This is a genomic window from Fulvivirga sedimenti (genome assembly GCF_020328055.1).
On sequence record NZ_JAIXNE010000003.1, the window covers coordinates 253,455 to 278,533 of the forward strand.

Annotated in this window: 28 protein-coding genes; 14 read left to right on the plus strand and 14 right to left on the minus strand. The window is 44.6% G+C overall.

The annotated features are described in order from the left end of the window. Nucleotides 1-32: 32 nt before the first annotated feature. From LDX50_RS13425 to LDX50_RS13445, 5 genes are all read left to right on the plus strand, one after another. Nucleotides 33-896 carry a hypothetical protein gene (locus LDX50_RS13425; RefSeq protein ID WP_225697812.1) on the plus strand — a complete coding sequence of 288 codons (864 nt, stop codon included), beginning with the start codon at nucleotides 33-35 and terminating at the stop codon, nucleotides 894-896. 79 nt (nucleotides 897-975) lie between these two features. Next, nucleotides 976-1,494, plus strand: coding sequence for an RNA polymerase sigma factor (locus LDX50_RS13430; protein WP_225697813.1), 519 nt, complete (start codon nucleotides 976-978; stop codon nucleotides 1,492-1,494). A gap of 27 nt (nucleotides 1,495-1,521) precedes the next feature. Beyond that, on the plus strand, nucleotides 1,522-1,968 hold the full coding sequence (locus LDX50_RS13435; protein ID WP_225697814.1) for a hypothetical protein: 447 nt from the start codon (nucleotides 1,522-1,524) through the stop codon (nucleotides 1,966-1,968). An 18-nt stretch (nucleotides 1,969-1,986) separates the two neighbouring features. Beyond that, nucleotides 1,987-2,460: a Spy/CpxP family protein refolding chaperone gene (locus LDX50_RS13440; protein ID WP_225697815.1), complete on the plus strand. Its 474-nt coding sequence runs from the start codon at nucleotides 1,987-1,989 to the stop codon at nucleotides 2,458-2,460. 3 nt (nucleotides 2,461-2,463) lie between these two features. Further along, nucleotides 2,464-3,555 (plus strand): hypothetical protein, encoded by a 1,092-nt coding sequence (locus LDX50_RS13445; protein WP_225697816.1) that lies wholly within the window; start codon nucleotides 2,464-2,466, stop codon nucleotides 3,553-3,555. Between the two features lie 46 nt (nucleotides 3,556-3,601). On the opposite strand, the gene LDX50_RS13450 is transcribed toward LDX50_RS13445, so the two are convergent. Further along, nucleotides 3,602-4,216, minus strand: a complete 615-nt coding sequence (locus LDX50_RS13450) for an HdeD family acid-resistance protein (protein ID WP_225697817.1) — start codon at nucleotides 4,214-4,216, stop codon at nucleotides 3,602-3,604. A 180-nt stretch (nucleotides 4,217-4,396) separates the two neighbouring features. On the opposite strand from LDX50_RS13450, the gene LDX50_RS13455 reads away from it, so the two are divergent. Continuing rightward, entirely contained in the window at nucleotides 4,397-6,322 is a 1,926-nt protein-coding gene (locus tag LDX50_RS13455; RefSeq protein WP_225697818.1) for a S9 family peptidase, read from the plus strand. Here the strand turns inward: LDX50_RS13455 and LDX50_RS13460 are convergent. Then, nucleotides 6,319-7,320: a bestrophin family protein gene (locus LDX50_RS13460; protein ID WP_225697819.1), complete on the minus strand. Its 1,002-nt coding sequence runs from the start codon at nucleotides 7,318-7,320 to the stop codon at nucleotides 6,319-6,321. The two genes, LDX50_RS13455 and LDX50_RS13460, sit on opposite strands and share 4 nt — an antisense overlap. A 236-nt stretch (nucleotides 7,321-7,556) precedes the next feature. Here LDX50_RS13460 and LDX50_RS13465 point away from each other — a divergent pair, with 236 nt between their 5' ends. The 8 genes from LDX50_RS13465 to LDX50_RS13500 all read left to right on the plus strand — a co-directional run bounded on the left by LDX50_RS13465 (nucleotide 7,557) and on the right by LDX50_RS13500 (nucleotide 17,376). Then, a complete protein-coding gene (locus LDX50_RS13465) occupies nucleotides 7,557-8,129 on the plus strand; it encodes a helix-turn-helix domain-containing protein (RefSeq protein ID WP_225697820.1) in 573 nt (190 codons plus the stop codon). A 75-nt stretch (nucleotides 8,130-8,204) separates the two neighbouring features. Then, a complete protein-coding gene (locus LDX50_RS13470; protein WP_225697821.1) occupies nucleotides 8,205-10,418 on the plus strand; it encodes a heavy metal translocating P-type ATPase in 2,214 nt (737 codons plus the stop codon). Continuing rightward, nucleotides 10,419-10,640: a heavy-metal-associated domain-containing protein gene (locus LDX50_RS13475; RefSeq protein ID WP_225697822.1), complete on the plus strand. Its 222-nt coding sequence runs from the start codon at nucleotides 10,419-10,421 to the stop codon at nucleotides 10,638-10,640. Nucleotides 10,641-10,658: 18 nt separating this feature from the next. Next, nucleotides 10,659-10,937 (plus strand): UBP-type zinc finger domain-containing protein, encoded by a 279-nt coding sequence (locus LDX50_RS13480; protein ID WP_225697823.1) that lies wholly within the window; start codon nucleotides 10,659-10,661, stop codon nucleotides 10,935-10,937. Nucleotide 10,938: 1 nt separating this feature from the next. Continuing rightward, nucleotides 10,939-11,850 carry a DUF5996 family protein gene (locus LDX50_RS13485; protein ID WP_225697824.1) on the plus strand — a complete coding sequence of 304 codons (912 nt, stop codon included), beginning with the start codon at nucleotides 10,939-10,941 and terminating at the stop codon, nucleotides 11,848-11,850. Between the two features lie 108 nt (nucleotides 11,851-11,958). Beyond that, nucleotides 11,959-13,008: an efflux RND transporter periplasmic adaptor subunit gene (locus tag LDX50_RS13490; protein WP_225697825.1), complete on the plus strand. Its 1,050-nt coding sequence runs from the start codon at nucleotides 11,959-11,961 to the stop codon at nucleotides 13,006-13,008. Then, complete coding sequence (locus LDX50_RS13495; protein ID WP_225697826.1) at nucleotides 13,005-16,082, plus strand: efflux RND transporter permease subunit; 3,078 nt, start codon at nucleotides 13,005-13,007, stop codon at nucleotides 16,080-16,082. Before LDX50_RS13490 ends, LDX50_RS13495 begins: the two co-directional genes overlap by 4 nt. Next, nucleotides 16,075-17,376 (plus strand): TolC family protein, encoded by a 1,302-nt coding sequence (locus tag LDX50_RS13500; protein WP_225697827.1) that lies wholly within the window; start codon nucleotides 16,075-16,077, stop codon nucleotides 17,374-17,376. The genes LDX50_RS13495 and LDX50_RS13500 overlap by 8 nt, the downstream gene beginning before the upstream one ends. Nucleotides 17,377-17,503: 127 nt before the next feature. Here LDX50_RS13500 and LDX50_RS13505 read toward each other — a convergent pair whose 3' ends face one another. The 12 genes from LDX50_RS13505 to LDX50_RS30795 all read right to left on the minus strand — a co-directional run bounded on the left by LDX50_RS13505 (nucleotide 17,504) and on the right by LDX50_RS30795 (nucleotide 24,996). Then, entirely contained in the window at nucleotides 17,504-17,932 is a 429-nt protein-coding gene (locus LDX50_RS13505; RefSeq protein WP_225697828.1) for a DUF1801 domain-containing protein, read from the minus strand. A 14-nt stretch (nucleotides 17,933-17,946) separates the two neighbouring features. After that, entirely contained in the window at nucleotides 17,947-18,711 is a 765-nt protein-coding gene (locus tag LDX50_RS13510) for a DUF6090 family protein (RefSeq protein WP_225697829.1), read from the minus strand. A gap of 1 nt (nucleotide 18,712) precedes the next feature. Next, complete coding sequence (locus LDX50_RS13515; protein ID WP_225697830.1) at nucleotides 18,713-18,979, minus strand: hypothetical protein; 267 nt, start codon at nucleotides 18,977-18,979, stop codon at nucleotides 18,713-18,715. A 324-nt stretch (nucleotides 18,980-19,303) separates the two neighbouring features. Further along, entirely contained in the window at nucleotides 19,304-20,047 is a 744-nt protein-coding gene (locus LDX50_RS13520) for a DUF6090 family protein (RefSeq protein WP_225697831.1), read from the minus strand. An 82-nt stretch (nucleotides 20,048-20,129) separates the two neighbouring features. Next, nucleotides 20,130-21,560 carry a DUF1593 domain-containing protein gene (locus LDX50_RS13525; protein ID WP_225697832.1) on the minus strand — a complete coding sequence of 477 codons (1,431 nt, stop codon included), beginning with the start codon at nucleotides 21,558-21,560 and terminating at the stop codon, nucleotides 20,130-20,132. Nucleotides 21,561-21,617: 57 nt separating this feature from the next. Beyond that, complete coding sequence (locus LDX50_RS13530; protein WP_225697833.1) at nucleotides 21,618-22,451, minus strand: hypothetical protein; 834 nt, start codon at nucleotides 22,449-22,451, stop codon at nucleotides 21,618-21,620. An 11-nt stretch (nucleotides 22,452-22,462) separates the two neighbouring features. Next, nucleotides 22,463-23,218, minus strand: coding sequence for a DUF6090 family protein (locus LDX50_RS13535; protein ID WP_225697834.1), 756 nt, complete (start codon nucleotides 23,216-23,218; stop codon nucleotides 22,463-22,465). Continuing rightward, nucleotides 23,215-23,652, minus strand: a complete 438-nt coding sequence (locus LDX50_RS13540) for a hypothetical protein (RefSeq protein WP_225697835.1) — start codon at nucleotides 23,650-23,652, stop codon at nucleotides 23,215-23,217. The genes LDX50_RS13535 and LDX50_RS13540 overlap by 4 nt, the downstream gene beginning before the upstream one ends. 40 nt (nucleotides 23,653-23,692) lie before the next feature. Beyond that, nucleotides 23,693-24,070: a VOC family protein gene (locus tag LDX50_RS13545; RefSeq protein WP_225697836.1), complete on the minus strand. Its 378-nt coding sequence runs from the start codon at nucleotides 24,068-24,070 to the stop codon at nucleotides 23,693-23,695. Between the two features lie 14 nt (nucleotides 24,071-24,084). Beyond that, on the minus strand, nucleotides 24,085-24,483 hold the full coding sequence (locus tag LDX50_RS13550) for a VOC family protein (protein ID WP_225697837.1): 399 nt from the start codon (nucleotides 24,481-24,483) through the stop codon (nucleotides 24,085-24,087). Nucleotides 24,484-24,571: 88 nt separating this feature from the next. Then, entirely contained in the window at nucleotides 24,572-24,739 is a 168-nt protein-coding gene (locus tag LDX50_RS13555; RefSeq protein ID WP_225697838.1) for a glycine zipper domain-containing protein, read from the minus strand. A gap of 134 nt (nucleotides 24,740-24,873) precedes the next feature. Continuing rightward, the gene (locus tag LDX50_RS30795; protein ID WP_255647353.1) at nucleotides 24,874-24,996 is read right to left on the minus strand and encodes a hypothetical protein; all 123 of its coding nucleotides are present in this window, start codon (nucleotides 24,994-24,996) and stop codon (nucleotides 24,874-24,876) included. Nucleotides 24,997-25,079 lie beyond the last annotated feature (83 nt).

Consider the following 25,079-nt stretch of genomic DNA (forward strand, 5'->3'; position numbering starts at 1 on the left):
TGCATCAAAGACCCAAATCAAACAAAGAAATTATGAAAAAGTCAGTTAATCACACATTTCGCCTGATAGCCATCTTACTTACGGCAACTTACTTCACTGCGTGTAACAACGACGAAGATGCCGTGCAGGCCGATACCAGCGCAGAAGATCTGGAAATCGTTTCAGAAGCAAGTTTCACCAACACGTTAGCCGACGAAGACCTGGAAATGGTTGAACTCGTTACCGAAGCAAGTATTTCCGGAGGGAAAACGTCAAATCACCACCTGCCTGAATGTGCTGTGGTAACCCGCGATGCAGAGAACCAGCAGGTCATCATAGATTTTGGTGAGGAATGCATCGGACCTTTCGGACGGACACGCAGTGGGAAAATCATTATTTCCTATGGAGGGGAGTTCAATGATCAAATGGCCAACAGGGTAATCTCATTCGATAATTATGTTGTGAACAATCGTCAGATCTCCGGAACAATTGAACTAAGGAATTTTAACCGCAGTGAAGAAGGATTTCTTACTGCAACACGTGCACTCGTAGGGTATACAGTAACCTATCCTGACGGAAATTCAGTAACTGTAAACGGCAGCACACTCAGAGAATGGATTGAAGGCGAGGGTGACGGGGATCCTTTAACCAATGTGATCCGGATTACAGGTGGATATGAGGGAACATCAACACGCGGCGTTCGCTTTACCCACACGATCACCGAACCCGTAATTGCCCGTTTCGCTTGCAGAGCCCAGGGAGGGTTCCTTCGGACTGCCGGAATCATAGAAATGATCCGAAAAAATGAGAACTTCAGCAAGGAACGTATACGAACTATTCTTTATGGTGATGATATCTGCGATAATACAATCACCGTTATAATCAACGGAAGAGAGTTTACCATTACCGAAGAATAAGTATCTATCAGAGAGCGTTTTTTGAGGTGCCGGGAGTTAACCGGCACCCATTTTTTATGTTAGGCCAGAATTAAGACTTTTGTATAACGCGATATCCACCGAGAATTTTCGAGAGATCGTTCGTGCACACCAGGAACGTGTGTACCACGTGATCCGTAAAATGGTCATTGACCATGATGATACGGATGATCTTGTACAGGAGGTATTTGTCAAGGTTTGGCAAAAACGCGACAGTTTTAATGGCGAATCTCAATTGTTTACATGGATCTACCGGATCGCGGTGAATGAAGCCCTGCAATTTCTTCGTAAAAAGAAACGGCAACAACTCATTCCAATTGACGAAGAGGATAACATGATCGAACGTAAATTGAAATCAGAATTATCACTGGATGCAGATGAAGTGCAGTTTCAGCTGCAGAAGGCCATTGCATTACTGCCTGAGAAGCAGAAGGCAGTATTTATAATGAAATATTATGATGAAGTTCCATATGAGGAAATGGCTAATATCATGGGTGGTTCCGTGGGGGGTCTGAAGGCCAGTTATCATCATGCCGTGAAAAAAATTGAAAATTCTTTAAAGGCGGGATTAAACCATTAACCGGGAAAAGCATCTAATAAGCAGGATATGAAAAAAGACTTAAACGATATTGACAAAAAACAGCCATTCAATGTTCCTGAAGGCTATTTCAATAGTCTCGAGGACAGGATTATGGCCCGGGTGGAGGAAGAGCAGAAGAAGGAAGCGAACCCTAAGGTGATCAAAATAAATACATGGATTAAATACGCCGTGGCAGCTTCCATTTCAATTTTGGCGATTTTCTTTATCCTGAATACCAACCAGGATGCCGCCCCAACCGCAGAAGAAATCCTGGCCGACATCCCTGACGATGCAATTGTGGATTACCTGGCCTTCAGTGATCTTACTGCCGACGAAATCATGGACGCTGCCTCATTTACTCTTTCAGAGGCAGATAGTCTGCAAACGGTGAATCCGCTTGAATTAACGATCGAAGAAATTGATGTATTGCTTGAAGAATATAGTCTTTATGACTTAGATAGCAATAAGTTATAAACTTAATAATGCACGAAAATGAAATATTTATTCACTCTTATACTTGCTGTTTTTTTCACTACCGGATTGGTAGCGCAGGACGAAGCAGCACGGCAAAAAATTGAAAGCGCCCGAATAGCGCTGATCACTGAACGCCTTGAACTGACACCAGATCAGGCCGAAAAATTCTGGCCGATCTATCGGGAATATCAGGAAAAGATGAATGGTCTCCGCCAGGAATATCAACAGGCACGCGGAAATGTTCGCCGGCAGGACCTGACAGAGGAAGAAAGTCAGCGACTTCTTGAACTCGGGATGAAAATGAAGGAACAGCAACTCGGAATGGAGAAGACCTATTCCGAACGGCTAACAAAAATCATTACAAGCCGACAGTTGCTGGCACTCCGAAAGGCAGAGGATGACTTCCGACGGATGCTCCTTGAGCGTTTGGAAAAACGACGTGAAATGCAGCAGAGACTGCAAAACCGAAAGGATCAGATTGATAATCAATAATTGTTGAACAATACAATAAACCGATTCCCCCTGAGGAACGCCTTTTTTACAGGCGTTCTTCTTGTATTCATACCCCTCTGGGCTATGTCACAGGACCGGTCTGCCCTGGATTCACTGTACGACGAACTGGATGTGCTTTTTGAAGAAGCAGATCTGCCGATTGGCTTACTGGAAAAGGCTGACAGCCTCATGCGTCTGATGGATATCCAATATCACAGTCTTGGAATGCGTGCCGGTTATATGAGCAATGTACTTACGGCCGGCAGGGATCTGGGAATTGATCAGCATGGATTCAACACCGGTCTCTCCTACTTTCACCCTTCAGGAATGTTCGCGGATTTTTCAGGATACTGGAACAGCGAATATAACCCGACCTACTATCTGACAAATATTGGTCTGGGGTACTGGCATAATTTCAGCAATTACTGGACCCTTAGTATCGGCCACGATTTCATGCTCTACGATAAAGAAATTGAATTCCTGTTTGATAAAGCCGCGCGTGCATCGGTATTTTATCAGCGAAAAAACTGGGAGGCAGGGCTTGACTACCGCTATCTCTATGGCAGGGAGAAAGCCAACCGGTTAGTGGGTATATTCAACGGGCGAATCAGCTGGAAAAATGTTGGATTTATTGATCGGGTCAGCATTATTCCCGGGGCAACCGTTCAGTGGGGCAATTCTGACGTAATTTATTATCGCCAGTCGGAAACTCCGCTGCAGGACCTGTACAAGGTATTGCAGGAAGGCTCCTATCCTCCCCTCAGCGACCGTGAATTTTTGCGGTTGAGCTATTTTATATACCAGGGTTATGATCTGAGAGCCTACCAGTTTCTACGGGAAAAAGGCTTCACAAACAATGACATACAAAACATTTACGATGATTATGAGTCAAACCTGATCACAACCGACAATTCCTATGGCATTATGAACTTCGCGCTGAATACAGCCATATCAATTAGTGAGAAAAACTGGAATCTCTTCATTAACTACACGTATAATTTCCCACAGGCCCTGCCCGGCGAGACCTATGAATATCCAAAAAATGACTATGTGAGTATTTCTCTAATGTATACGATCCTTTGGCCCGCCAAATAAAAAAGGGCCGGCAGACGCCAGCCCCTTTCAAACCTGAATTAAAGTCTTAACCCTGGCCCCTCTGTTCAAATGCTTCACGCGCGTCTTCAATCTTTTCACGCGCATGATCCACTTTATTTTCAATCCATTTGCTTCCTTTCCTGATCTTGAATGAAATCACGATCATCAGAATCCCCATGACAATGGCAAAAAATGCCAACAGACCGATGAGTCCTGCAATGGCCATATCAGGACGGGCGAGTAACACAATTCCCAAAATAACTGAAACTGCACCTCCGGCAATGAGCCAGCCCTCCCCCTTTATTTCCTTTCGAACCTGGATCGCCAGACCGATCTTAACGACACCCGAATAAATAAACCAGAAAGCAAGCATCAGCGATACATATAATAAGGTAATACTGGGATTTCGAATCAACAGGATACCCAGTACAATGCTGATAGCCGCCTCGGCAAACATCAGCCACTTGTCGTCATTATCTTTCCAGTGCCGGAAAGTGTGAATCAGGGCAAAGACCCCATCAATGAAAAGGAAGGCGGCAAACCAAATTGCCAGGGTTGCAGCGGTAACTACCGGACTTACAAATGCGATGATTCCGAAAACCACAAACAAGAGTCCGCGCAGCAGCCAAACCCACCAGTTAAGTGTAAATAGAGATTTCATAGTTAGGTTGAGTATTGATTTGCAGATAATATAGCGCTTTAAATACTCTAATGAAACTTACGATTGTAGCGATTTATCATATGGAACAATCCCCGGTCGGCAACTTTCAAATACGGCACAGTGCATGATCTGATACAAATTGATTAACTTATCAACCTACTTAACCAACAATCCATTCATATGAAATCACACATTTATTTCTTTCTGTTATTCGGACTGCTATTCTCCTGCAGCAAAACGGAGAATTCCGAAAAAGCAGCAGACATTCCGTTGTATACCATCGAGCAATTCATGGATGTAGAGTCGATCAACGGAAGTTCGTTTTCACCGGACGAATCAAAAATATTAATCAACAGCAATAAATCCGGTGTATTCAACGCGTACGAAATTTCCATCGAAACGGGAGAGATTACCCAGGTGACCTCTTCAGAAGACAATGCAATTTTCGGACAGAGTTATTTCCCGGAGGATGACCGGATCATTTATTCAAGTGATCAGGGAGGCAATGAGCTTACACAGGTATTCATCCGCGAACCGGATGGATCCACCCTTACACTTACTCCTGACAGCACGGCCAAATCGATGTTCGGTGGTTGGAGCCATGACCGTCAGAAATTCTACCTGGTCTCCAATAAGCGGGATCCGCGTTTTTTTGACATGTACCAGGTGAATGTTGATGAGATTGGCGAAGACAATGTTTCCCAGTCGAGTATCATCTATGAAAATGTTAAAGGTCTCGACCCATCGTCCATTTCCGACGACGGGCGTTATATAGCCCTGGTGGAAACCATTACCACAAACAACAGCAACATGTATCTCCTGGATACGGAATCTGGTGAAACCCGGCTATTATCAGAACATGAAGGTGATGTTCAATATCAGCCACAGTACTTCAGTTCAGACGGGTCTGAATTGATATACCTGACAGACGAGGATAACGAATTCATGTATCTGAAATCGTATAATCTCAAGGACGGCAGCACATCGGTCATTCAAAAAGCAGACTGGGATATCTGGTATTCATACCTGTCACATGGCGGCACCTATCGTGTAACGGCGATCAACGAAGATGCGCGTACCAAAATGGAAATATTGAATACCAAAACCGGCAAACTGGTTGAACTTCCCGACCTTCCGGAAGGTGATTTAACATCGGTAAATATTTCTGAAAGCGAAAAATACATGACTTTTTACGCGAGTAACTCGAAATCACCCAATAATCTGTACCTGTATAATTTCGAAACCGGGGAATTAAAAAAATTAACCGATACCATGAATCAGGAAATCAATCCTGACAACCTGGTGTCCGGGGAGGTGATCCGGTACAAATCATTTGATGGAATGGAAATTCCCGCGCTGCTCTACAAGCCTAAAACAGCCAGCGCTGAAAATAAGGTTCCTGCCCTCCTTTGGATACATGGAGGTCCGGGGGGACAAACCCGATTAAATTATTCGGCGAGTTTGCAATACCTGGTGAATCACGGTTATGCGGTTCTCGCAGTGAATAACCGGGGTAGTTCCGGTTATGGCAAATCATTCTTTAAGGCAGATGACCGTAAACATGGTCAGGATGACCTTCAGGACTGTGTTGAATCGAAGAAGTTTCTGGCTCAGCTCGATTACATTAATGCCGACAAGATTGGAATTCTTGGTGGAAGTTACGGGGGCTACATGGTAATGGCTGCCCTTGCGTTTGCTCCTGAGGAATTCGAAGTAGGCGTAAATTATTTCGGTGTTACGAACTGGCTAAGAACACTTAAAAGCATTCCACCATGGTGGACTTCCTTCAAAGAAGCGCTCTACACGGAAATGGGTGACCCGGTAGCTGATTCTGTTATGCTCTACAACAAGTCTCCGCTTTTCCATACAGAAAATATAACGAAACCCTTTATCGTATTACAAGGATCAAATGACCCTCGCGTGCTACAGGTGGAATCGGACGAGATTGTTGAAGCGGCGCGGGCGAATGGTGTTCCGGTAGAATATGTAATCTTCGATGATGAAGGACACGGATTCCTGAAGAAGGAGAATAATATTGAAGCCTCGCAAAAGGTACTGGAATTCCTGGACACCTACCTTAAGGGCACCGGAGAAACAACCCCCTAATAGAGAAAATCATGCACCGGTTTGATCGGTTCGGGAAGATCTTCCTCTCCAAGAATCTCCCGTAAATCAATTTCAATAGTCCGGCTGAGGGCAGTTATAGGAATATCATTATAGCTGCCCTCAAACGGATTCTCACTGTAATCACCAATCATTTCCATTGTAAAGTAAAGCCAACCGATCAAAGAACTGAAAGGAATGGCCAGCCATACATTGACATCGTGAAAGGTATCGATCATTCCAAGTGGAAGCAGAAACGCAAAAATCCAGACCGCGATGGTATTGTAGGTGGCATATTGCCGGGGAAAGGGATAATTTTTGATCCGCTCACTCTTACCCTGCTGAGTATAAAGATCTATTAACAGGTCCTGCAACTTCATATGGCGGAACTCGTCGATAAGCCCTTCTTTTCTGAGAACTTTCAGACGCTCACTCTGTCTTGAAATGAGCTGGGTTGCAGCGTTGGCACTTTTGATAATGGATTCCCTTTCCTTTGATGGAATCAGACTGCCAAGATCATCCTCCAGGGAAATCCTGTATTCAGGAACAACTCCCTTGAAATAGGCTTCCTCCTTCGCTTTATTCCTGTGCTCCCATCGTCTCCTTTCACGAAGCTGATGCCGGAGAGCAGTAAGCCATGCAATATGCCGATACACCAACTCCTTATGAATACGATCCAGTTCTTCCTGATCCACGTCTGTAAAGGTGTCGGTAATAAGGTCACGCACTGAAATTGCCCAGGAACGGCTCGTATTTACGATCGCACCCCAGATCTTTCGGGCTTCCCACAGTCGGTCGTATGAAGCGTTGTTTTTAAATCCCAGGAAGAATGCAACAGCGACACCAATCACCGACATCGGTAACCAGGGAATCTTCAGCCAGTCTTTACCCAATAATTCATAGAGGGCAACAACGACGCTGGAATAAATAAACATGATCACCAGGTATTTTGATGACCACAATATCGTTTGGGTAATGGAGTAATTTCTGCGGGTTTGCAATTCGTTGTTTTTAGTTCAATGGTTACAAAAATCAGGAATCGCCTCAATACCTGAAGTATTCAAAAGATACTGAAAATCCTGAAACGATCCTCTGATGGCCAACTAAAATTGAATACGGCACATGATTCATTGCGCAAAAACCAGGCAGTAAACGGACATTCCTTGTGATTCAGAATCTTTGGCGAATTCAGAACCTGGCCGAATGCCGAGTAAATTCTAATGCGTACCTTTACCTTATGATCGAAGGAACAGAATTGGTAATTAAAAATATGGTCTGCCCCCGCTGCATTCAAGCGGTTAAATCGACATTTTTGAATCTGGATATCCCGGTGAAACAGATTGACCTCGGAAAGGTGATCATCGATCGGCCGCTTCAGGAAGGCGAATACGAAAAATTGGCTGTTTCATTAAAGAATGAAGGTTTTGAGTTACTGGAGGATAAAAATGCCAAGTTGGTAACGGCCATCAAGAATGCGTTACTAAAACAAATCCATTCATCGCATACTCCCATTCACATTAATTTCAGCTCATTCCTGTCGGATTTATTTAACCACGAATACAGCTACCTGAGCCGTCTCTTCTCCTCAGTTGAAGGTATCACCATTGAACGTTACATCATACGGCTGAAAGTTGAAAAAGTGAAGGAACTACTTACCTATGAGGAACTAACCCTTACCGAAATTGCAGACCAACTCGAGTATAGCAGCGTGTCGCATCTTTCCTCCCAGTTCAAGAAGGAAACCGGAATGACGCCGTCAGATTTCAAGGCGCTGCAAAATCCGCCCCGGTCCTCGCTCGACGAGATTTAGACAAAATTTCGTAAACTATTATCAGTATTCTGAAAGACCGTCCTCAGCCATTCTTCGTACTTTTACATAGTAATCATGAAGGCTACGAAAGAACAATTTGCTATTGACGGGATGACCTGTGCATCCTGTGCCACAAGTCTTGAGTCCTACCTCAGTCATGTGAAGGGTGTGCTGAACGTTTCGGTCAACTATGCGGGCAAATCACTTCGAATCGAATACGATGCCGACCAGGTAAACCCGCAAATACTGGATGACAAGGCCCGGGAGATTGGATATCATATAATCACAGGGAAAGACAATGCGCGAAAGCAGGAGCTGGAAACACTGGAAAAGTCGAGGATGATCACCCTGAGAAGAAAACTCATCGTGGCTGTGCTATTTTCAGTACCTGTTTTTATTCTTTCCATGTTTTTTCCAAACGTATTTCAGGGCTCGCACTTCCTGCTGTTACTGCTGTCACTCCCGGTAATGATATACAGCGGCAGCGAATTCTTTGTCAATGCCTTGAACCGCTTGCGGCACGGCTCTACCAACATGGATACCCTGGTAGCGTTGAGTACAGGCATCGCATTCCTGTTTAGTGCATTCAATACTTTTTTCCCTTCCTTCCTGGCAGACCGTGGTCTGCCCGTTCATGTCTATTATGAATCTGCAGTAATCATTATTACCCTGATCCTTCTGGGGCGATACCTGGAGGAACGGGCTAAGAAAGGAACCACAGAAGCTATCCGGGCTTTAATGGGTCTTCAGCCAAATGAGATGACTGTAATCCGGAATGGTGAAGAAATGCGGATTGCCATAACAGAAGGCATGGTTGGGGACCTTGTTATCATAAAACCGGGAGAAAGAATACCCGTCGATGGAAAGGTGAGGAAGGGTTCTTCCTTTGTTGATGAAAGTATGATCACGGGAGAACCTGTGCCTGTTGCGAAGGAAAAGGGTGATGAAGTATATGCGGGAACCATTAATCAAAACGGTCATTTACGCATTTTCACCACCGGGATCGCCGGCGAGACCATGCTTTCAGGAATCATTAAACTCGTTGAAGAAGCCCAATCAACCAAGCCCCCCGTTCAAAAAATGGTCGATAAGATCGCAGCGGTTTTTGTGCCGGTGGTTATCGTCCTGGCAATACTGGCAGGTATTACCTGGTGGGTATTCGGACCCGAACCCGGGATTACGCATGGAATCATCATACTCATTACTGTTTTGATCATCGCTTGTCCGTGCGCCCTCGGTCTTGCAACGCCTACGGCCATTATGGTAGGAATCGGCAAGGGTGCAATGAATGGAATTCTGATCCGTGATGCTTCTGTTCTCGAAATTGCGGGCAAACTTGATACAGTCGTCCTTGATAAAACAGGAACCATTACTACCGGTGAAATTTCCGTGCAAAATCTGGCTTTTAAACCCGGCACAGATCATGCCTCCAGCGCAGCGGTGTGGAAGACCATGGAGACACATTCCGAACATCCACTGTCAAAAGCGATCATCGAGCACTTCAATGATTATAATGAAATTAATATTACTGATTTTCAATCTGTTACCGGAAAAGGATTAAAGTGTTCATTTAATAATGATACCTACTATACGGGCAATGCTGCCCTCATGGATTCTGTCGGTTTATCTACGAAAGATGTCTGGATGAACGAGGTAATCAGCGACGGCGAAAAAGGTGCAACGATCGTTTACCTGGCGAATGAAACCGAGGTAATGGGGGTTATCTCATTAATGGACCAGTTGCGGCCTGACACCCGGAAACATATCGATGAATTACACAGGATGGGGCTGGAGGTTCATCTCCTCACCGGTGACAATCAGATGGCTGCGCGGCACATGGCTGAAGCAAGTGGCATCACCCATGTACGTGCAGGGGTTCTGCCTGCTGACAAGGAACAGTATATAGCAGGGCTGCAAAAGGAAGGAAACATTGTGGCCATGGTTGGTGACGGCATTAATGATGCACCCGCGCTCGCCAGAGCTGATATTGGGATAGCGATGGGTACAGGCACAGATGTGGCAATCAAAAGTGCTTCCATCACCATCGTAGGTCAGGGAATTGGGAATGTTGTTTCGGCGATACGTTTATCCAAATCCAGTATTAAAACGATCCACCAGAATCTTTTCTGGGCATTTTTCTATAATATAATTGCCATTCCTGTGGCAGCAGGTTTACTGTACCCCTTCTTTGGGATTTTACTGAACCCGATGATTGCGGGAGCCGCGATGGCCTTTAGCTCTGTTTCTGTTGTACTGAATAGTTTAAGACTTAAAAAAAGTAAGATCTGAATGTATACCTATAAATTCAAAACCAATATGACCTGCCAGCATTGCATCATGACGGTCACCCCATTTCTGAATGAACTGGATTTTGTCGACCACTGGCAGGCAGATCTGAATCCACCCAACACCGTTTTAACTGTTGTCGCTGATGAGGACCGGCCTGGTGAAATTATCGATGCCGTAGTAAGGGCGGGATATTCAATCGAAAAAGTAGCAGAACGTTCGTAATGTTCGTATCTTTTAAGAATGCCTCTGAAAACAGTATTATGTGGTCATCTTAAAGATTTGAAGGTTATCCCTCCTGATAAGGATTATTGCGAGGAATGCCTTCCATCAGGAGACGAGTGGGTACACCTGCGTAAATGCCAGGTTTGCGGGCAAACCCTGTGCTGTGACTCATCAGTGAATCAGCACGCCCGAAAACATTTTGATAGTACAGGTCACGAAGTAATCATTTCCGCGGAACCTAATGAACACTGGTCTTACTGCTATGTCGATAAGTATTATAACATGAACGCATTCTGATATGAATTTTACCTATCCGCCATTACCACTTGAAGCCTGGGAAGACAGCAAAATAACCCTTCATTTGTATCTTCAGATCGTCGGTAAGATCATGCTTGACATGAATGTGCGGAAGAATCACTGGTGGCATATGACCTTCAAGTTCACCGACCGGGGATTAACGACTGGACCCGTCCCCTATTCAGAAGGTTATTTTACGATTCTTTTTGACCTTGTAAATCATCAGCTAAGAATTACCACCAGCACAAACGGGACAGTGGCATTCGCTCTTCATGATGGATTGTCAGTGGCGTTTTTCCATGATAAGCTGTTTGCTTCACTCCATTCATTAAATATCAACCCAACAATTGTGGGTGTACCGTTTGATCATCCATGCAAGGAGCCATTTGATGTTTGCACCACCCATCATCACTACGATAAGAAATATATACAGCGCTACTGGGAAGTACTACGGCATATCGCCTATGTATTTGAGAAGTTTTCCGGCGAATTTTCGGGTAAAGTGTCTCCTGTGCAGCTCTACTGGCACCATATGGATCTCGCCGTTGCACGATTTAATGGCAACGAGGCACCAGCCATGCCTGAAACTGCACGCATTTCTGACAGGGATGCCTATTCACATGAAGTGATCAGCGCTGGATTCTGGGCGGGAGATGAGCAGGTGCGGGGCGCTGCTTTCTACAGTTATACCTACCCTTCACCCGACGGCTTAGAAAAGGAGCCTGTTTCACCCGCTGAGGCCGCCTGGGATATGTCGTCAGGCTCACCTATGGCGGTTCTGATGTACGACGATCTGATTCGGTATGAGAATACAGATGCCATATTGCTTGACTTTCTGAGATCGACGTATCGGGCGGGAGCCAAACTTGCCGGATGGCCCGTAAAACAGCTTGAATATACCCCTCCGGCATAAATCCACACCTCCTTTTTACCGTTTACATAAAAGGGGCGGAATATCAGAAAAATCACATACAAAAGCGCTGGTAATTTGTTCATCTTTACATAAAGCGATGAGGATTTTATGAAATATTTGCCATTTCTCGGTCTGTGCTGTGCCCTGATCTTCAGCGGTTGCAGTAAAGAAAAACCTACAGTTTCCCGATCACAGGGGTCATCGGGCGGATTGGCTGTAGAATATTTTATAGCCCGGCCCACTTACTTTCAAAGCACCGTTTCAACCACGGCGGAAATCATTCCTTCTGAGGCGGTTATGCTGCGTGCTCCTGTTTCCGGAACAGTTCTGGCTATTAATTTCAGGGAAGGCAGCTATGTACAGAAAGGCCAGTCGATTATTCAGCTGGACGACAGGGCATGGAAAGCGCAAATCAGCGGACTGGCGGCAGAACTGAATCGGTTAAAAAGTGACCTTGAAAGAAAGCGTATTCTGCTGAAAGTTGAAGGAGCTACACAGCAGGAGGTCGATGTAATTGTCGCAGAAATGGCCTCAATAGAAGCACAGATGGAAGAACTGCGGGTGAATATTCAACTTGCTAATGTTTCAGCCCCTTTTAGCGGACAGGTGGGATTGCGTGATTTCAGTGTGGGCTCATACATGGGCCAGGGTGACGAAATTACCACACTCGCCGATGTTCAGTCACTCAAGGTTGAATTCAACCTGCCGGAACGTTACCAGGATGAAGTGAGTTTGAATATGGACCTGAGTGTTATCGCTGATACCGATACGTTCCCTGCCTCCATATATGCCATTGATCCGATCATTAATCCCGAATCAAGAACACTGCGAGCGAGAGCACGTATCTCGAACCAGGACAAAGGATCACTACGGCCCGGAGTTTTTGCAACTGTGATTTTACCAACCCAGGTATCGGAAAGTGCTCTGCTGGTGCCTACACAGGTAGTGGTGCCGGAAATAAATGTACAAACAGTGTATATAGCCAGGAATGGAACAGCCATTCGGAGGGAAGTTGAACTGGCTGGCCGGAATTCGGACATGGTCCAGATAGTTTCGGGCATTTCGCCCGGAGATACGGTCATCACGACCGGTTTATTGCAGGTGAAGGACGGTTTACCCGTTTCGCTGGTTAAAGGTACAAATACATTAGCGCCATGACCCTATCAGAATTAAGTGTTAACAGGCCTGTGTTGGCGACGGTATTCGCCATTGTCATCGTCCTGCTGGGTACCGTAGGATATTTCTCCCTGGGTGTTCGTGAATATCCCAGCGTGGACCCACCCGTAGTTACGGTATCAACCACATATGTGGGTGCGAATGCTGAAATCATTGAAAATCAGATTACTGAACCACTGGAGGAATCCATCAATCAGGTTCCAGGAATTAAAAACTTAAGTTCCGTGAGCACTGACGGACGGAGTACAATAACTGTTGAGTTTCTTACCGATATCGATCTGAATAATGCTGCCAATGATGTGCGCGATAAAGTTTCACAAGCGGTTCGCAGTCTCCCGCCCGATACGGAACCACCTATCGTAAGCAAGTCAGATGCCGATTCACAATATATCTTCGGTGTATCCATACAAAGCGACCGGCGCGACCTGCTGGAGCTTACACGTATTGCAGATAAACTGTTCAAAGAACGATTGGAGACCATCAACGGTGTTTCTTCCGTAGGGATCTGGGGGGATAAGGAGTATGCAATGCGCATCAAACTGGATCCGGTAAAAATGCGTGCCCTGCGCGTAACACCACTTGACGTACGGAATGCGGTGAACCAGCAAAACATTGAGCTTCCGAGTGGCCGACTCGAAGGAAGTGAAACAGAACTCTCTGTTCGCACCGTTGGCCGGCTGAATACCCCGGAAGACTTTAATAATATGGTTATCTCCGACAGGGGTTATACGTTAATCCGCCTAAAGGATGTGGGTGAAGCAAAGCTCGAACCTGCCTCATTGCGTTCGGTTCTGCGAGGGAACGGCGTGATCCCGATGTTAGGCGTGGTTCTCCAGACACAACCCGGATCTAACTATATTGAAATTGTTGATGAGGCATTTCGCCGTATCGAGCAAATTAAGAAGGATTTGCCTGCGGACATCCAGCTGGATGTATCCTGGGATACCACCACCCCTATTCGTAAGGCATTGAAAGAAGTTCGTGAAACGATATTTCTTGCTTTCGGACTGGTTGTACTGGTGATCTTCTTTTTCCTCCGAAACTGGCGCACAACACTCATTCCCGTTATACTGATCCCAATTTCACTGATCGGAAGTATGGCTGTATTGTATGCAGTGGGCTTTTCCATCAATATATTGACGTTACTCGGACTGGTACTCGCAACGGGTTTGGTTGTGGATGATGCGATCGTGGTAATGGAAAACATTTACTCTAAGATTGAAGATGGGATGAATCCCGTAAAGGCAGCTATGGAAGGTTCACGCGAGGTATTCTTCGCAGTAATTGCCACTTCGATTTCCTTGGTGTGTGTATTTCTGCCCATTTTTTTCCTGGGCGGACTTACGGGGCGGCTTTTCCGTGAATTTGCTATGGTGGTCGTGGGATGCATTGTAATCTCCACTTTCATAACCCTGTCGCTTACCCCGATGATGAGCTCAAAAATGCTTAAGAAAAGCAAGCAGAAGCTCAAAATTCAACAGGCGCTGGGGAATTTCGTAAAACAGCTAAGCCGGCGTTACGGCTACACACTCAAAAGGTTTATGAAAAACCGCTGGATTGCATTCCCGGTTGTGGCGGTTCTGGCTGGTGGAATTTACTTCCTTGCCCAGTTCATTCCTTCGGAACTTGCGCCACTGGAAGATAAAGCGCGTTTCAGAGTTGTATCCACCGCACCCGAAGGGACATCATATGACGCGATGGATGCCTACCAGATACAGCTCATGCAATTACTGGATTCTTTGCCGGAGCGGGAAAATCTGTTGGGATTAACGGCTCCGTCCTACGGAAGTTCAACTTCTGCCAATACATCTTTTGTGCGCGTTGCTCTCACCCCTCCGGAGGATCGTGAACGTTCACAAATGGAAATTGTGGCCGACGTTAATGCCCGGCTTAGAAATTACAACTTTGCCCAGTCATTCGTCATTCAGGAGCCCACGATCAGCGCAAGCCGTGGTGCCGGAGGAAGTCTGCCTGTACAAGTTGTTCTTCAGGCGCCGGATTTCGAACAACTGCGGGATAAAATACCCACATTCCTGGAAAGAGCCCGACAAAGCCCTGTCTTTGAGGTTGTTACAATGGACCTTAAGTTTAACAAGCCGGAATATAAGATTGAGATCAACCGTGATAAGGCCCTGGGAATGGGCATCAGTGTGGCGGATATTTCACAGACATTGCAGACATACCTCTCAGAACAGCGGATCGGTTATTTTGTAAAAGATGGCAAGCAATACTATGTGATTGCCGAGGCGGAGATGATGAACAGAAATGAGCCTATGGACCTTCGTAATATGAGTGTCCGGAATAATATGGGCGACATGATTTCTCTCGATAACCTGGTGCAAATGGAATTAGTCAGCCGCCCTCCCAGCCTTTTAAGGTATAATCGATATTCATCTGCGACGGTATCAGCCTCGCCAGCTGCTGGATACTCTATTGCCGATGGAATTGAAGAAATGGAATCCCTGGCAGATGAAGTACTGGGTGAAGCGTTCAGTACCGAACTGGCAGGAAGTTCATCTGATTTCCAGGAAAGCTCTGCCGATATCGTGCTGGTATTTGTTTTTGCCCTCACGCTCGTATATCTCACGCTTGCCGGTCAGTTCGAAAGTTTCCGCGACCCGTTAACCATTATGTTCACCGTGCCCCTGGCGCTGGCCGGTGCAATGTTGTCGCTGTATTTCTTCGGACATACCCTGAACATTTTCAGTCAGATCGGTATGATCGTACTTATCGGTATTGTAACAAAGAATGGTATACTCATCGTTGAATTTGCCAATCAGAAACGCGATGCCGGCATGAGCCGATACTACGCTGCCATTGAGGCCGCGGAGCAGCGTTTCAGGCCGATCCTGATGACCAGTCTTTCTACGGTATTGGGTGTATTGCCCATTGCACTTGCATTGGGAGAATCATCGACCAGCCGTATACCTATGGGAATTGCGATCATTGGCGGACTGCTCTTTTCATTATTACTCACATTGTATATTATCCCGGCGGTTTACTCGTTCCTGGCCAGTTCTGCACCGAGAAATTTAGAGGAAAAGACAAATGCATAGATTCCTTCTCCTGATCCTGTTTTGCCTGTCAATTTCAGCCGGCGCACAACCGCTTGAATTTTTTATTCAGGAAACACTTGAAGCTAATTACGATATCCGGATCGTACGTGTTGAATCGGATATTGCCGCCAACAACAATACTCCTGGCAATGCGGGCTTTCTTCCGGTGATTGATGCCGGTGGCCAATACCAGATTAGTGAAAATAATACGGTTCAGAATTTCTTCGACGGATCAACACGAGAAGGAGCCGGCGCACGAAATACCGGTCTTAACGGAGATATAAGCCTCAACTGGACACTGTTCGATGGCTTTCGAATGTTTGCCAATCAGGACAGGTTTGGATATCTCGAATCTATCGGGCGTTCAAACGTTCGCTTTTTCATCGATCAAACCGTGGCAGACCTGACGGCCGTCTATTATCAGATCGTAAAGGAATACCGTGTTCTTGATATCCTCGAGTCCTCCCTCGAGGTATCCCGATACCGGTTCAGACTGGAAAATGCAAGAAAGCAAGTGGGCGCAGGAACCGCTCTTGATTACAACCAGGCCCTCGTTGATTACAGGAGCGACAGCAGCCTGATCATCCAGCAGAAGGGACTTATCCGTCAGCTGGAAGTAGAACTCAACCGGATATCAAACCGGAACCTTGATGATTCATTACAGCACACCAACGATATACCGCTCGAGATGAATCTTCCATCGCGCGAACAAATGGAAGCACTTGCTATGGAGAACAATCAGAATCTGGAAATTTCCCGCTTGAATGAACTCATTGCAGAATCTGATATCCGCATTGCACAATCCGACCGATACCCCACGGTAAATCTGTTCGGAAATTATACCTATAACCGGTCTACAAGTGAAATTGGATTCGTGGAATCCAACCGGAGCTATGGGCCCCAGGTGGGAGTCCGCATCCGGATGAACCTCTATAACGGCGGGAATATTAATCGTGAGATTCGCAATGCGCAAATGCAGCGTAATGTGGCCGGACTCAACCGCGAGGCGGCAGAACTGAATATTCGCGCGGAAATCTATCAGCAAATGATCATTTATCAGGCTTTGATCCAAAGGTTGGCCATAGCCGATGAAAATGTCATCTCTGCCGGCAGGGCACTTGATGTCGCAAGGGCCCAGCTGAATGAAGGGGCCATCAACGGGGTTGATTTCCGGGTCGTACAGCTTACACTCATCAACGTGCGTAACAACCGCGAACAGGCCCTCTTTACCTTGAAGGCAGTAGAGATAAATTTACTTCGCCTTATGGGCCGCGTTGCCAATTACTTCATGTAACTATTCTGAGCGGAGAGCAAACCGCCTAAAATTCCAACATCAGCGTCCAGATATAACCCCGGTTCACCACAGAAGTGATGTGGGACATCCCGGCACCCAGTACTTTCCGGATACTTAACTGCGAATATCACATCCCAAGGGTATCGAGATGTTTTACCTTATGGTAGGTTAAAGCTGCCTTAATGCATGATTTCAATTCCCTCACCGGAATCTGATCGTTCAAAGCAAAAACGATTGCCCTGCTCCCTTCATATCTGAAGGTATTCCCGAAAACTGTTTTAAAAGTTTCCACCAGCCTGCTCGTGCATTTAAAGTAGATCGCATACTGATCCGGAGATCTGGGCTTCCAGTCCATCCGAATGGTAGAACCATGTTTGGTAAGATAGGAAGGCTCCCCCCATTTCAGCGTTTCTTCAAGCCTTGCAATTCCTTCTGTTTCGCGAGCTGCCTGGAATACCAGTTCTCTCAGAATGCCCATCTTTTTTCGGATGTGGTCAGGATAGCTGTCAAAAATTCGCTCTACCTCCGGGCTCGTATTAATTTCCAACTGTTCCATGATATCACAAAGGCTTATTTTTTCAATTCAATACGGATCAGCCGCAACAGTTCATTGATGGAGGCACTGATCTCAACAAGATAATTTCTGCCAGTTGAAAAAATGCCAAAGATATCCTTGCTCTCATTGGTGAGCTCAACATAGTGTTCCCTGAAGAGATCAGGATCAGCATGACTCAGAATGACAAAATCCGGGTTGTACTCACCAATAAAACCAATCTTCTGACGAAGTACCGGACCAAGTTGATAGTGGTATTTATGATCAATGATCGCATCCACATTTTCATACCGCTTGTATTGAAAATCATACAGGTTTATCAACAATTCCTTTATTCGCGCTGATTTCAAAAGATCGATGCCATCATTCGAAACGATAAGATCATAGACCCCTGTCTTTGGAAAAAAACTCAGTGAAGCACTTGCAATATGTGTAACGAAAAGATCCAGGCTGTCCCTGTTTATTTGCAGTTGGTTTGATCCACTTAAAATTAACTTTCTGTGGACTTCAAGGCTTTGGGTCTGAATACGAATTATGTTTTCCACTTCAGCAGAATCCTGCTCTAACGATGTAAGCAGATTTGCATACACATCCCTGGCCATCAGTTGCGCTTTCCTGCCTTCATTCCAGTTATTGATGGACAGGGCGATAAGAATCCCAATCACTACCAGCACAACCTCGCCAATCGCGTATACAAGATACCTGCCAAAGGGCGTGGCAGGTTTTCCTAACCTGCTTTCTGACAGTAAACGTTGTCGGATTTTTCGGAAGAATTGAATCATGTTAAAAGAAGCCGCTGAATGTGAGGATGGTACAAATGCCCAGGAATAAAAGACTTACGATCATCAATATATCCGCTTTCTTTCGAACAGCAAATCGTATTCCGATGACCAGGAAAACGATCTGTGCCAGGAGAAGTGGGATCGAAAGTAATTCTCCCAGCACGGAAATCAGCTGAAAATCAAGCTGAAAATAATAGGCCAGGTAAATCAGGACAAAATATAGAACGATACCAAAATTAATAAGGGTGAGCTTGCGCTGATCTGTCATATCTTGGTATTGTTACGAGACAAAATGAACTGATTAATGGTGATAATATAAACATTCTACCCGGTAATGAAATGGACATTACTCCATTTCATATTGCTTCAGTATACTTTTAAAGATAAGGTCGCCTCCCAGGCCGTCCGCTTCAAGTCAATGCTATCTCTATCGTCTTTCTAATATAATTAAATCGTAGTTACCTTAACGAAGCGGACACTTCCACATGCTCCATATCACAGGGCAAAGAAGAAGACAAATGATGCCAGGCAAACGATATTTTCTTACTGCTATAATAGTTTATCCATGTTAAGCAGGAAGGTATTTGGGGAATTAACTTTGACCATTTTCAATTACCGAAATTATTTCTTTGGCCAGTAAAATGGTCTTTGAATAAAACTGCGCCAGCCTGATTGCCTGATATCTTCTGCCATTCACCATAATCTCCAGTCTTTTGTCAGCGATAACACTTGCCAAATCAATATTATCAACGGGTCTCGGATCATCCACATAAAAATTCGCCTGGCTGGGCCAGGGATTCGTTTTATTGTAGATCCAGTAGTAATTTTCCTTCACATAGGGCTCAAACATCGTTTTTATTTCTGCATTCGCATTTATCTCCCGGCTTTCCAGCTGCTCTATATGCCTGTAATACTCCAGGATTTTGGTTTGCAGGTTTTCTTCAATATAGGACAGACCATTGGAATTCAGCAGTGCCCCTATTCCACTGTCATTCACCTCAATGTTGCGTTCATACATGAGATAGATCAAATACTTCTGAATATTATTATCCGGCGGTATTTTCGTTTTGAACTGATCTAAAAATATGCTTGAAAATTTCATGGCACTATCGGTTTCTGCCAAAAGCATTTCCGCCTGAGCAACATCATCAAGAAGGTTGAGATTGATTGTGGACAGGTGTTGTTTAGCCTGTTGAAGATTATTTCGTTCCGTATTCCAGTTGTTAATAGACAAGGCGATCAGGATCCCAATTACTACAAGGACGATCTCGCCCATGGCATATTTAATATACCGGCCTGGCCGGTAGGAAGGCGTGTCGGTTTTGTTTTTATCCATAAGGTGATATCTGAATTTTCTGAAAAAGTTTATCATTGATTAGTTATTGATCCGGATAAATAACAGCTCATTTACGAAATTTCTATTTTGGATTAATAGTTACGATAACTCTTTGATACCTTGATAGCTGAGGCTCCCCTTTATCAGTTACTTTCAAAATGAAATGAGCCGTTTTCTGCTCACGTACTTCAGGTGCTGTGAAATATGCCTTGTACACATTTTCTGCTCCGTTAACCTTTATCGGTTCTTTATACGTGCCGGCCTCAGCATAATTAAACCACAAAAAGCTCAGGTTATCACCATCAGGGTCATATGATTCAAAAGCATCCAGAATAAAACCAGCGCCTGACTCCACCGATATGCGGGCAGGATGAGATAAGACCGGGACCGGCGGGTGATTTGCTTGCTCAACGGACATGATACACCAATCCATCCTGGCGGCAAAATCATGTTGAAAATCATCTCTCCAGCGCCAAAGTGTAGCTTTGAAATCCAGAAATGTTAGTGTGTCCTGTTTTAAAGACCTGCCATATTCATTGTCAATATAAGGTTGATAAAAATCCACCGCATTTGTCCAAATATCCCTTGTTTCAGGAGCAATGGTGACTATTGAACTTCCATCCTTCATTGTTGAAAAGTCAGGTTTATAGAGTTCATATCGACCTCCCCACCCACCCCATTCAGGATGTTCTGAATCATTAAGTCCATTTTGAATCAAGGAAAGGAACGCCGGTGTATCACCCTCTACTCCCCAGGCGACATCCGGATAGGCAGCACCGAGAGGGCCATGATTTTGCTGTATATTCATCGCTAACCAGCTATTGCTGATAGTAGTATTATCTATACCCTGAATATAACTATTGATGCCCGTCCAGGTCGCACTACCATAATCATCTCCCGGACTCACGATGTAAAACAAGTCAGGGAAATTATCCCGTATCCAGATACCGCTGTCATCCTGATCTGAAATGGTATAAACCCGCAGTTTGGAAATAAGTCTGTCGGCCTCTTTTTTACTTTTGGTCTTGTTTATCTTATGCAACGCCTGGGCAAGGGTATTCACTCCGCCCCATGTTGAGATCCATAAAGGCCGATCGTCGTCATCCTCAAGAGTTTGAATAATCCACTCCGACCCTTCAGAATCCATACCCTCACCGACCCCATTCATACCATATATCGGTAAGCCACTCTTGATCAACATAGATAATTCCTTTGCATCCGGAAACCCCGGCTCGTGTTTTAAAAGGTTTGGCTGAACCTTGCCGTAAGCGTCGATTACTTTTTGGATGGACTCAGGGTGAATCGCTGAAGTTTGCCAACAGGAAGTTGTAGCAATGATACCTTTAATATCGATCTGGTTGGAGTATAAAAACAGCCGAACCAGCGACTGAGTATCATCAGGATCTGCCTCAATGTCTGTGAGTATTATAACCCTGTTATTTTTGGAGGTTTGCCCGACTAAGTAGTGGACATTCAGGAACAGGAAAAGACAGAAAATGGCGGTTTTTATCATTACGCATCAATTGGGATAATCAAAAGCAGAACCGATGATTAGTCAACTCGGTCATAATTAATTCGAAAACATTTCAAAAAAGGCCTCAGTATCCCTGATATCCTGTAACCCTAAAATCCAGCAAACCTCCGATAAATCAGAAAAATCGAGACCCCCGGCCGCTATGGCCTCATTATTATATCTACCCTCTTTTCCGTTATATTGGTTTGACAAATCAATGGCCAGCTGCCAGATACCCCTAAGGCCTGGATCCGATAGTATATCCATGAGTTTGTTGTAATCCGGGGACCGGAATCCGGGTGTACCGTTACCCACAGCGTTGCCATCCGGAATTTTATGATAATCGGCGTTTTCCTTCACGAACTTCAGTTTTTCCGGTGAAGTGACTTCTTCATTCCAATCACTGTGCTGCACCACATGAATCCGTTTTCGGGTATTAATTCCGGGTAAATCAGAATGGAGTCTTCGGACAAGCATTGCCGTAAAATCAGACTGCCCTGCATCCGCGATCCAGATATCTCCCTTCTCATCCAGTGTTTTAATAACTACTGACATCACCTCATCAACAGCCGCATTCACATTTTCATGCGCATCGGTCCAGTTATCTCCAAAAGCCAATTGAAATAATGAATTAGGCGGCACGTATAGTCCGTCCTGAATCCCATACGTACCGGCAACTGCATGATATTGAATATCTGAATAATCAGGGTGATTAAGTAAGGTGACAAGAGCCGCTGCCGACTGAAGGTCATCCACATCGGTCTTGCAATCAAACTGTACCAACAGCAGATCCCTTTTCCGATCAAAATTTTTGGACAGATTGGACTTCATACCAACAGTGAAACAACAGATGAAAATCACTGTAACTGTAAAGAGGTTTCTAAATTTCATTGTTCACTTTTTTATTCCAACTGATCTATCGAAGCGATGATAGATTTTGAGGACTCGATTAAATCACTATAAAATTTCTGTAGTGCTACGCACTGGTAATATCGCGAAACAAGTTGTGACTCCAGGGTTTTATCTTTTAAAAACTTATCGGCATCCATCATATACACAGGCCGCGGATCATTCGCGTAATATGATTTTACAAAATCCCAGTCATTGTCAGATTGGAAAATATCTGCATACTCGTTGTTAATATAAGTCTCGTATTTAGTTTGGATCTGTGTATTGGATATATGTTCCCGCTCCTTCGTTTTTTCGATCAGCGCATAGTGATCAAGTATGGCTGTACGTAAATCAATATCCAGGGAAGGCATCTCATTCGATTGGGTAATGGTTTCAATGGCATTGGTATTCGGACTGAACTGAAATTCCTGAACCAGCGTAATCAGATATCTCTTTACGTTATTATTTACCGGAATCAGGGTCTTAATCTGGAGCATTAAGGAATCTGCACACTGAATATTTACAGTCATATTCTGCTTAAGGCTTTCCAGTTGAGTCTGATCCTCCTGCAGATTTTGCCTGAGAATTTCGAGGTGACTTTTTATGGACCTTTCGATCTTCTTTTGCTCATTCCAGTTGTTGATTTGGAGGGCAATCAGGATACCGATGACAACCAGGATAATTTCACCAAGGGCATATTTTAAATACTTTCCGGATTTGCCATCTGAAAGCAATTGCTGGCGGATCTTTCTGAAGAATTTTATCACTTTCTGCTAAATTGACTTTGCATATCCCGCATTCTGACAAGGTTATATTCTTCTGTTAGAATACAGTTGGTATACGCCTCTATTATTTCTTTTGCTTTTTGCTCCGAACCCGCAAGCTTAACCACACCATTCCACCATTTTGTCTCTATATCGGCATTTGGCTCACTTAATTGCTGCGGGCCATCCTTGAGGTGCAAATAGGCGATATGATCCCATTCACCCATATCAGACTCAAATGTAAGTACGAGTCTTCCCGATATTTCATTGGCTCTGTAAAGGTATTCCTGGAGCAGTCTCCGCGCCTCCATTGCTTTCCCCGGTTTGAATTTGACATATTTGGCCTGAAACCAGTCATAATTCTGAAAGCCCTCCTGATCCTGGGAAAATGCGGCAAATGTGAGAAATACAAAAAGAACGGGAATGAGTTTTTTCATTGAAAATGTATCGTTTGAAAATCAGGGTTTATTCGCCTGATTATTTAATTTTTAAATTACTGACAATCACATGAAATCCATCAGGATCCTGAATCATTATTCCATTGTCATTCCAGTATGGATTCCTGGCTTTCAGCTTTTCAATATTATTCGCCTCAATTTGATGAATTATCTCATCATATTCTTCCTGATGCGTGGGATAAAACACTAATATATCCTCCGCATCAAATTTATGTTCAGCCTTGTCCCCGGAGGTAGTGAACTCCAGATGCCAGTCATGCCCTTCCTTGCCAAGGAATACACCACTATAGCTGTTATGATCTTCAAAGGAAAACAGGACGGTGAGACCCATAACATTCGTATAAAAATTTTTGATCCGCCCTAAGTTATCCGTATGTCGTGCACTTCTAAATTCCATAACCTTTTTATTGTTTAAAATTGCTCCTGATAAAAGCCCAATACCAGTCCATTGGGTTCCTGAATATAAAAACTTCTGTGCCCCCAGGGCTGATCAATGATCTCCTGAATAAATGGAAGTTCTTTTTCCTTATAGATGCCGAATAATTCATCAATATTCGAAACCTGGATTCCGGTAAAAACACCCTGAGGTACGCGATAGTCGAGTGCAATATGATTATTTTGAGGATTTTCAGGCCGTTGCAGAATTTCGATGACACCCTGTCCTATCTTAAAAAGTGCTCCTTTATCATCATCACTTCGGTCCCATGAATGCTCCAGGGCAAAGCCCAATTTGTTCTCGTAGAAATCAAAGGTCTCCGGGTATTTATCAGTAAAGTACGTAAATCGGAAAATTCCTTCATTTTGTTTCATGATACCTCCTTCAAATCATGATTGGTTTTTGTAAATGACGGGACCCTGTGTTTTTGCTCGTAATCAAATTCATGCCGGATCTTATTGTCTACGATGCATCATCCCTTTTGCTCTGACTAAGTCGTGCTCCAATTCCTGCTCCCAATGCCACTCCTATGCCTATCCATGTTCCAATATTATCCAACGCAACACCTATCGCACTGCCAATCGCAATTCCAATGGCCATCCCAATTCCCATTTGTTTTTTGTCCCTCATAATATTGAAGTAAAGATCCCTATTATTCATTTTTCATCAAACCAACGGAATATACACAATACCCCTGTATTTTTAAATCGCACAAGGGGTTATCCTGGAAAAGAGAAGGTACTGATGAGAAAACAGATGGGTGGCTACTTACGGTCTGCCCAGCCGTTCAGGGTTTTAGAGCGGTCGAGCCATGGGGTTTCCTCAGGTGTTTCCTTGGGCCGTTTGCCAACAACAGACTGAATCCAGCGAATCAGTTTCTTAAGCATGTCTGTAGTAGTAGTCAATAGTACAAGTTATAACACATTTTACTATAAAAAGATCACGGTTTCACCTGAATTTTTTCTTCCGG

What these genes read in the sequence shown, in the direction of transcription:
- LDX50_RS13425 (WP_225697812.1), top strand. Translation starts at nt 33, where the DNA reads ATGAAAAAGTCAGTTAATCACACATTTCGCCTGATAGCCATCTTACTT.
- LDX50_RS13435 (WP_225697814.1), top strand. Translation starts at nt 1,522, where the DNA reads ATGAAAAAAGACTTAAACGATATTGACAAAAAACAGCCATTCAATGTT.
- LDX50_RS13440 (WP_225697815.1), top strand. Translation starts at nt 1,987, where the DNA reads ATGAAATATTTATTCACTCTTATACTTGCTGTTTTTTTCACTACCGGA.
- LDX50_RS13450 (WP_225697817.1), bottom strand. Translation starts at nt 4,216, where the DNA reads ATGAAATCTCTATTTACACTTAACTGGTGGGTTTGGCTGCTGCGCGGA.
- LDX50_RS13455 (WP_225697818.1), top strand. Translation starts at nt 4,397, where the DNA reads ATGAAATCACACATTTATTTCTTTCTGTTATTCGGACTGCTATTCTCC.
- LDX50_RS13465 (WP_225697820.1), top strand. Translation starts at nt 7,557, where the DNA reads ATGATCGAAGGAACAGAATTGGTAATTAAAAATATGGTCTGCCCCCGC.
- LDX50_RS13470 (WP_225697821.1), top strand. Translation starts at nt 8,205, where the DNA reads ATGAAGGCTACGAAAGAACAATTTGCTATTGACGGGATGACCTGTGCA.
- LDX50_RS13475 (WP_225697822.1), top strand. Translation starts at nt 10,419, where the DNA reads ATGTATACCTATAAATTCAAAACCAATATGACCTGCCAGCATTGCATC.
- LDX50_RS13480 (WP_225697823.1), top strand. Translation starts at nt 10,659, where the DNA reads ATGCCTCTGAAAACAGTATTATGTGGTCATCTTAAAGATTTGAAGGTT.
- LDX50_RS13485 (WP_225697824.1), top strand. Translation starts at nt 10,939, where the DNA reads ATGAATTTTACCTATCCGCCATTACCACTTGAAGCCTGGGAAGACAGC.
- LDX50_RS13490 (WP_225697825.1), top strand. Translation starts at nt 11,959, where the DNA reads ATGAAATATTTGCCATTTCTCGGTCTGTGCTGTGCCCTGATCTTCAGC.
- LDX50_RS13495 (WP_225697826.1), top strand. Translation starts at nt 13,005, where the DNA reads ATGACCCTATCAGAATTAAGTGTTAACAGGCCTGTGTTGGCGACGGTA.
- LDX50_RS13500 (WP_225697827.1), top strand. Translation starts at nt 16,075, where the DNA reads ATGCATAGATTCCTTCTCCTGATCCTGTTTTGCCTGTCAATTTCAGCC.
- LDX50_RS13505 (WP_225697828.1), bottom strand. Translation starts at nt 17,932, where the DNA reads ATGGAACAGTTGGAAATTAATACGAGCCCGGAGGTAGAGCGAATTTTT.
- LDX50_RS13510 (WP_225697829.1), bottom strand. Translation starts at nt 18,711, where the DNA reads ATGATTCAATTCTTCCGAAAAATCCGACAACGTTTACTGTCAGAAAGC.
- LDX50_RS13515 (WP_225697830.1), bottom strand. Translation starts at nt 18,979, where the DNA reads ATGACAGATCAGCGCAAGCTCACCCTTATTAATTTTGGTATCGTTCTA.
- LDX50_RS13520 (WP_225697831.1), bottom strand. Translation starts at nt 20,047, where the DNA reads ATGGATAAAAACAAAACCGACACGCCTTCCTACCGGCCAGGCCGGTAT.
- LDX50_RS13525 (WP_225697832.1), bottom strand. Translation starts at nt 21,560, where the DNA reads ATGATAAAAACCGCCATTTTCTGTCTTTTCCTGTTCCTGAATGTCCAC.
- LDX50_RS13530 (WP_225697833.1), bottom strand. Translation starts at nt 22,451, where the DNA reads ATGAAATTTAGAAACCTCTTTACAGTTACAGTGATTTTCATCTGTTGT.
- LDX50_RS13540 (WP_225697835.1), bottom strand. Translation starts at nt 23,652, where the DNA reads ATGAAAAAACTCATTCCCGTTCTTTTTGTATTTCTCACATTTGCCGCA.
- LDX50_RS13545 (WP_225697836.1), bottom strand. Translation starts at nt 24,070, where the DNA reads ATGGAATTTAGAAGTGCACGACATACGGATAACTTAGGGCGGATCAAA.
- LDX50_RS13550 (WP_225697837.1), bottom strand. Translation starts at nt 24,483, where the DNA reads ATGAAACAAAATGAAGGAATTTTCCGATTTACGTACTTTACTGATAAA.
- LDX50_RS13555 (WP_225697838.1), bottom strand. Translation starts at nt 24,739, where the DNA reads ATGAGGGACAAAAAACAAATGGGAATTGGGATGGCCATTGGAATTGCG.
- LDX50_RS30795 (WP_255647353.1), bottom strand. Translation starts at nt 24,996, where the DNA reads ATGCTTAAGAAACTGATTCGCTGGATTCAGTCTGTTGTTGGCAAACGG.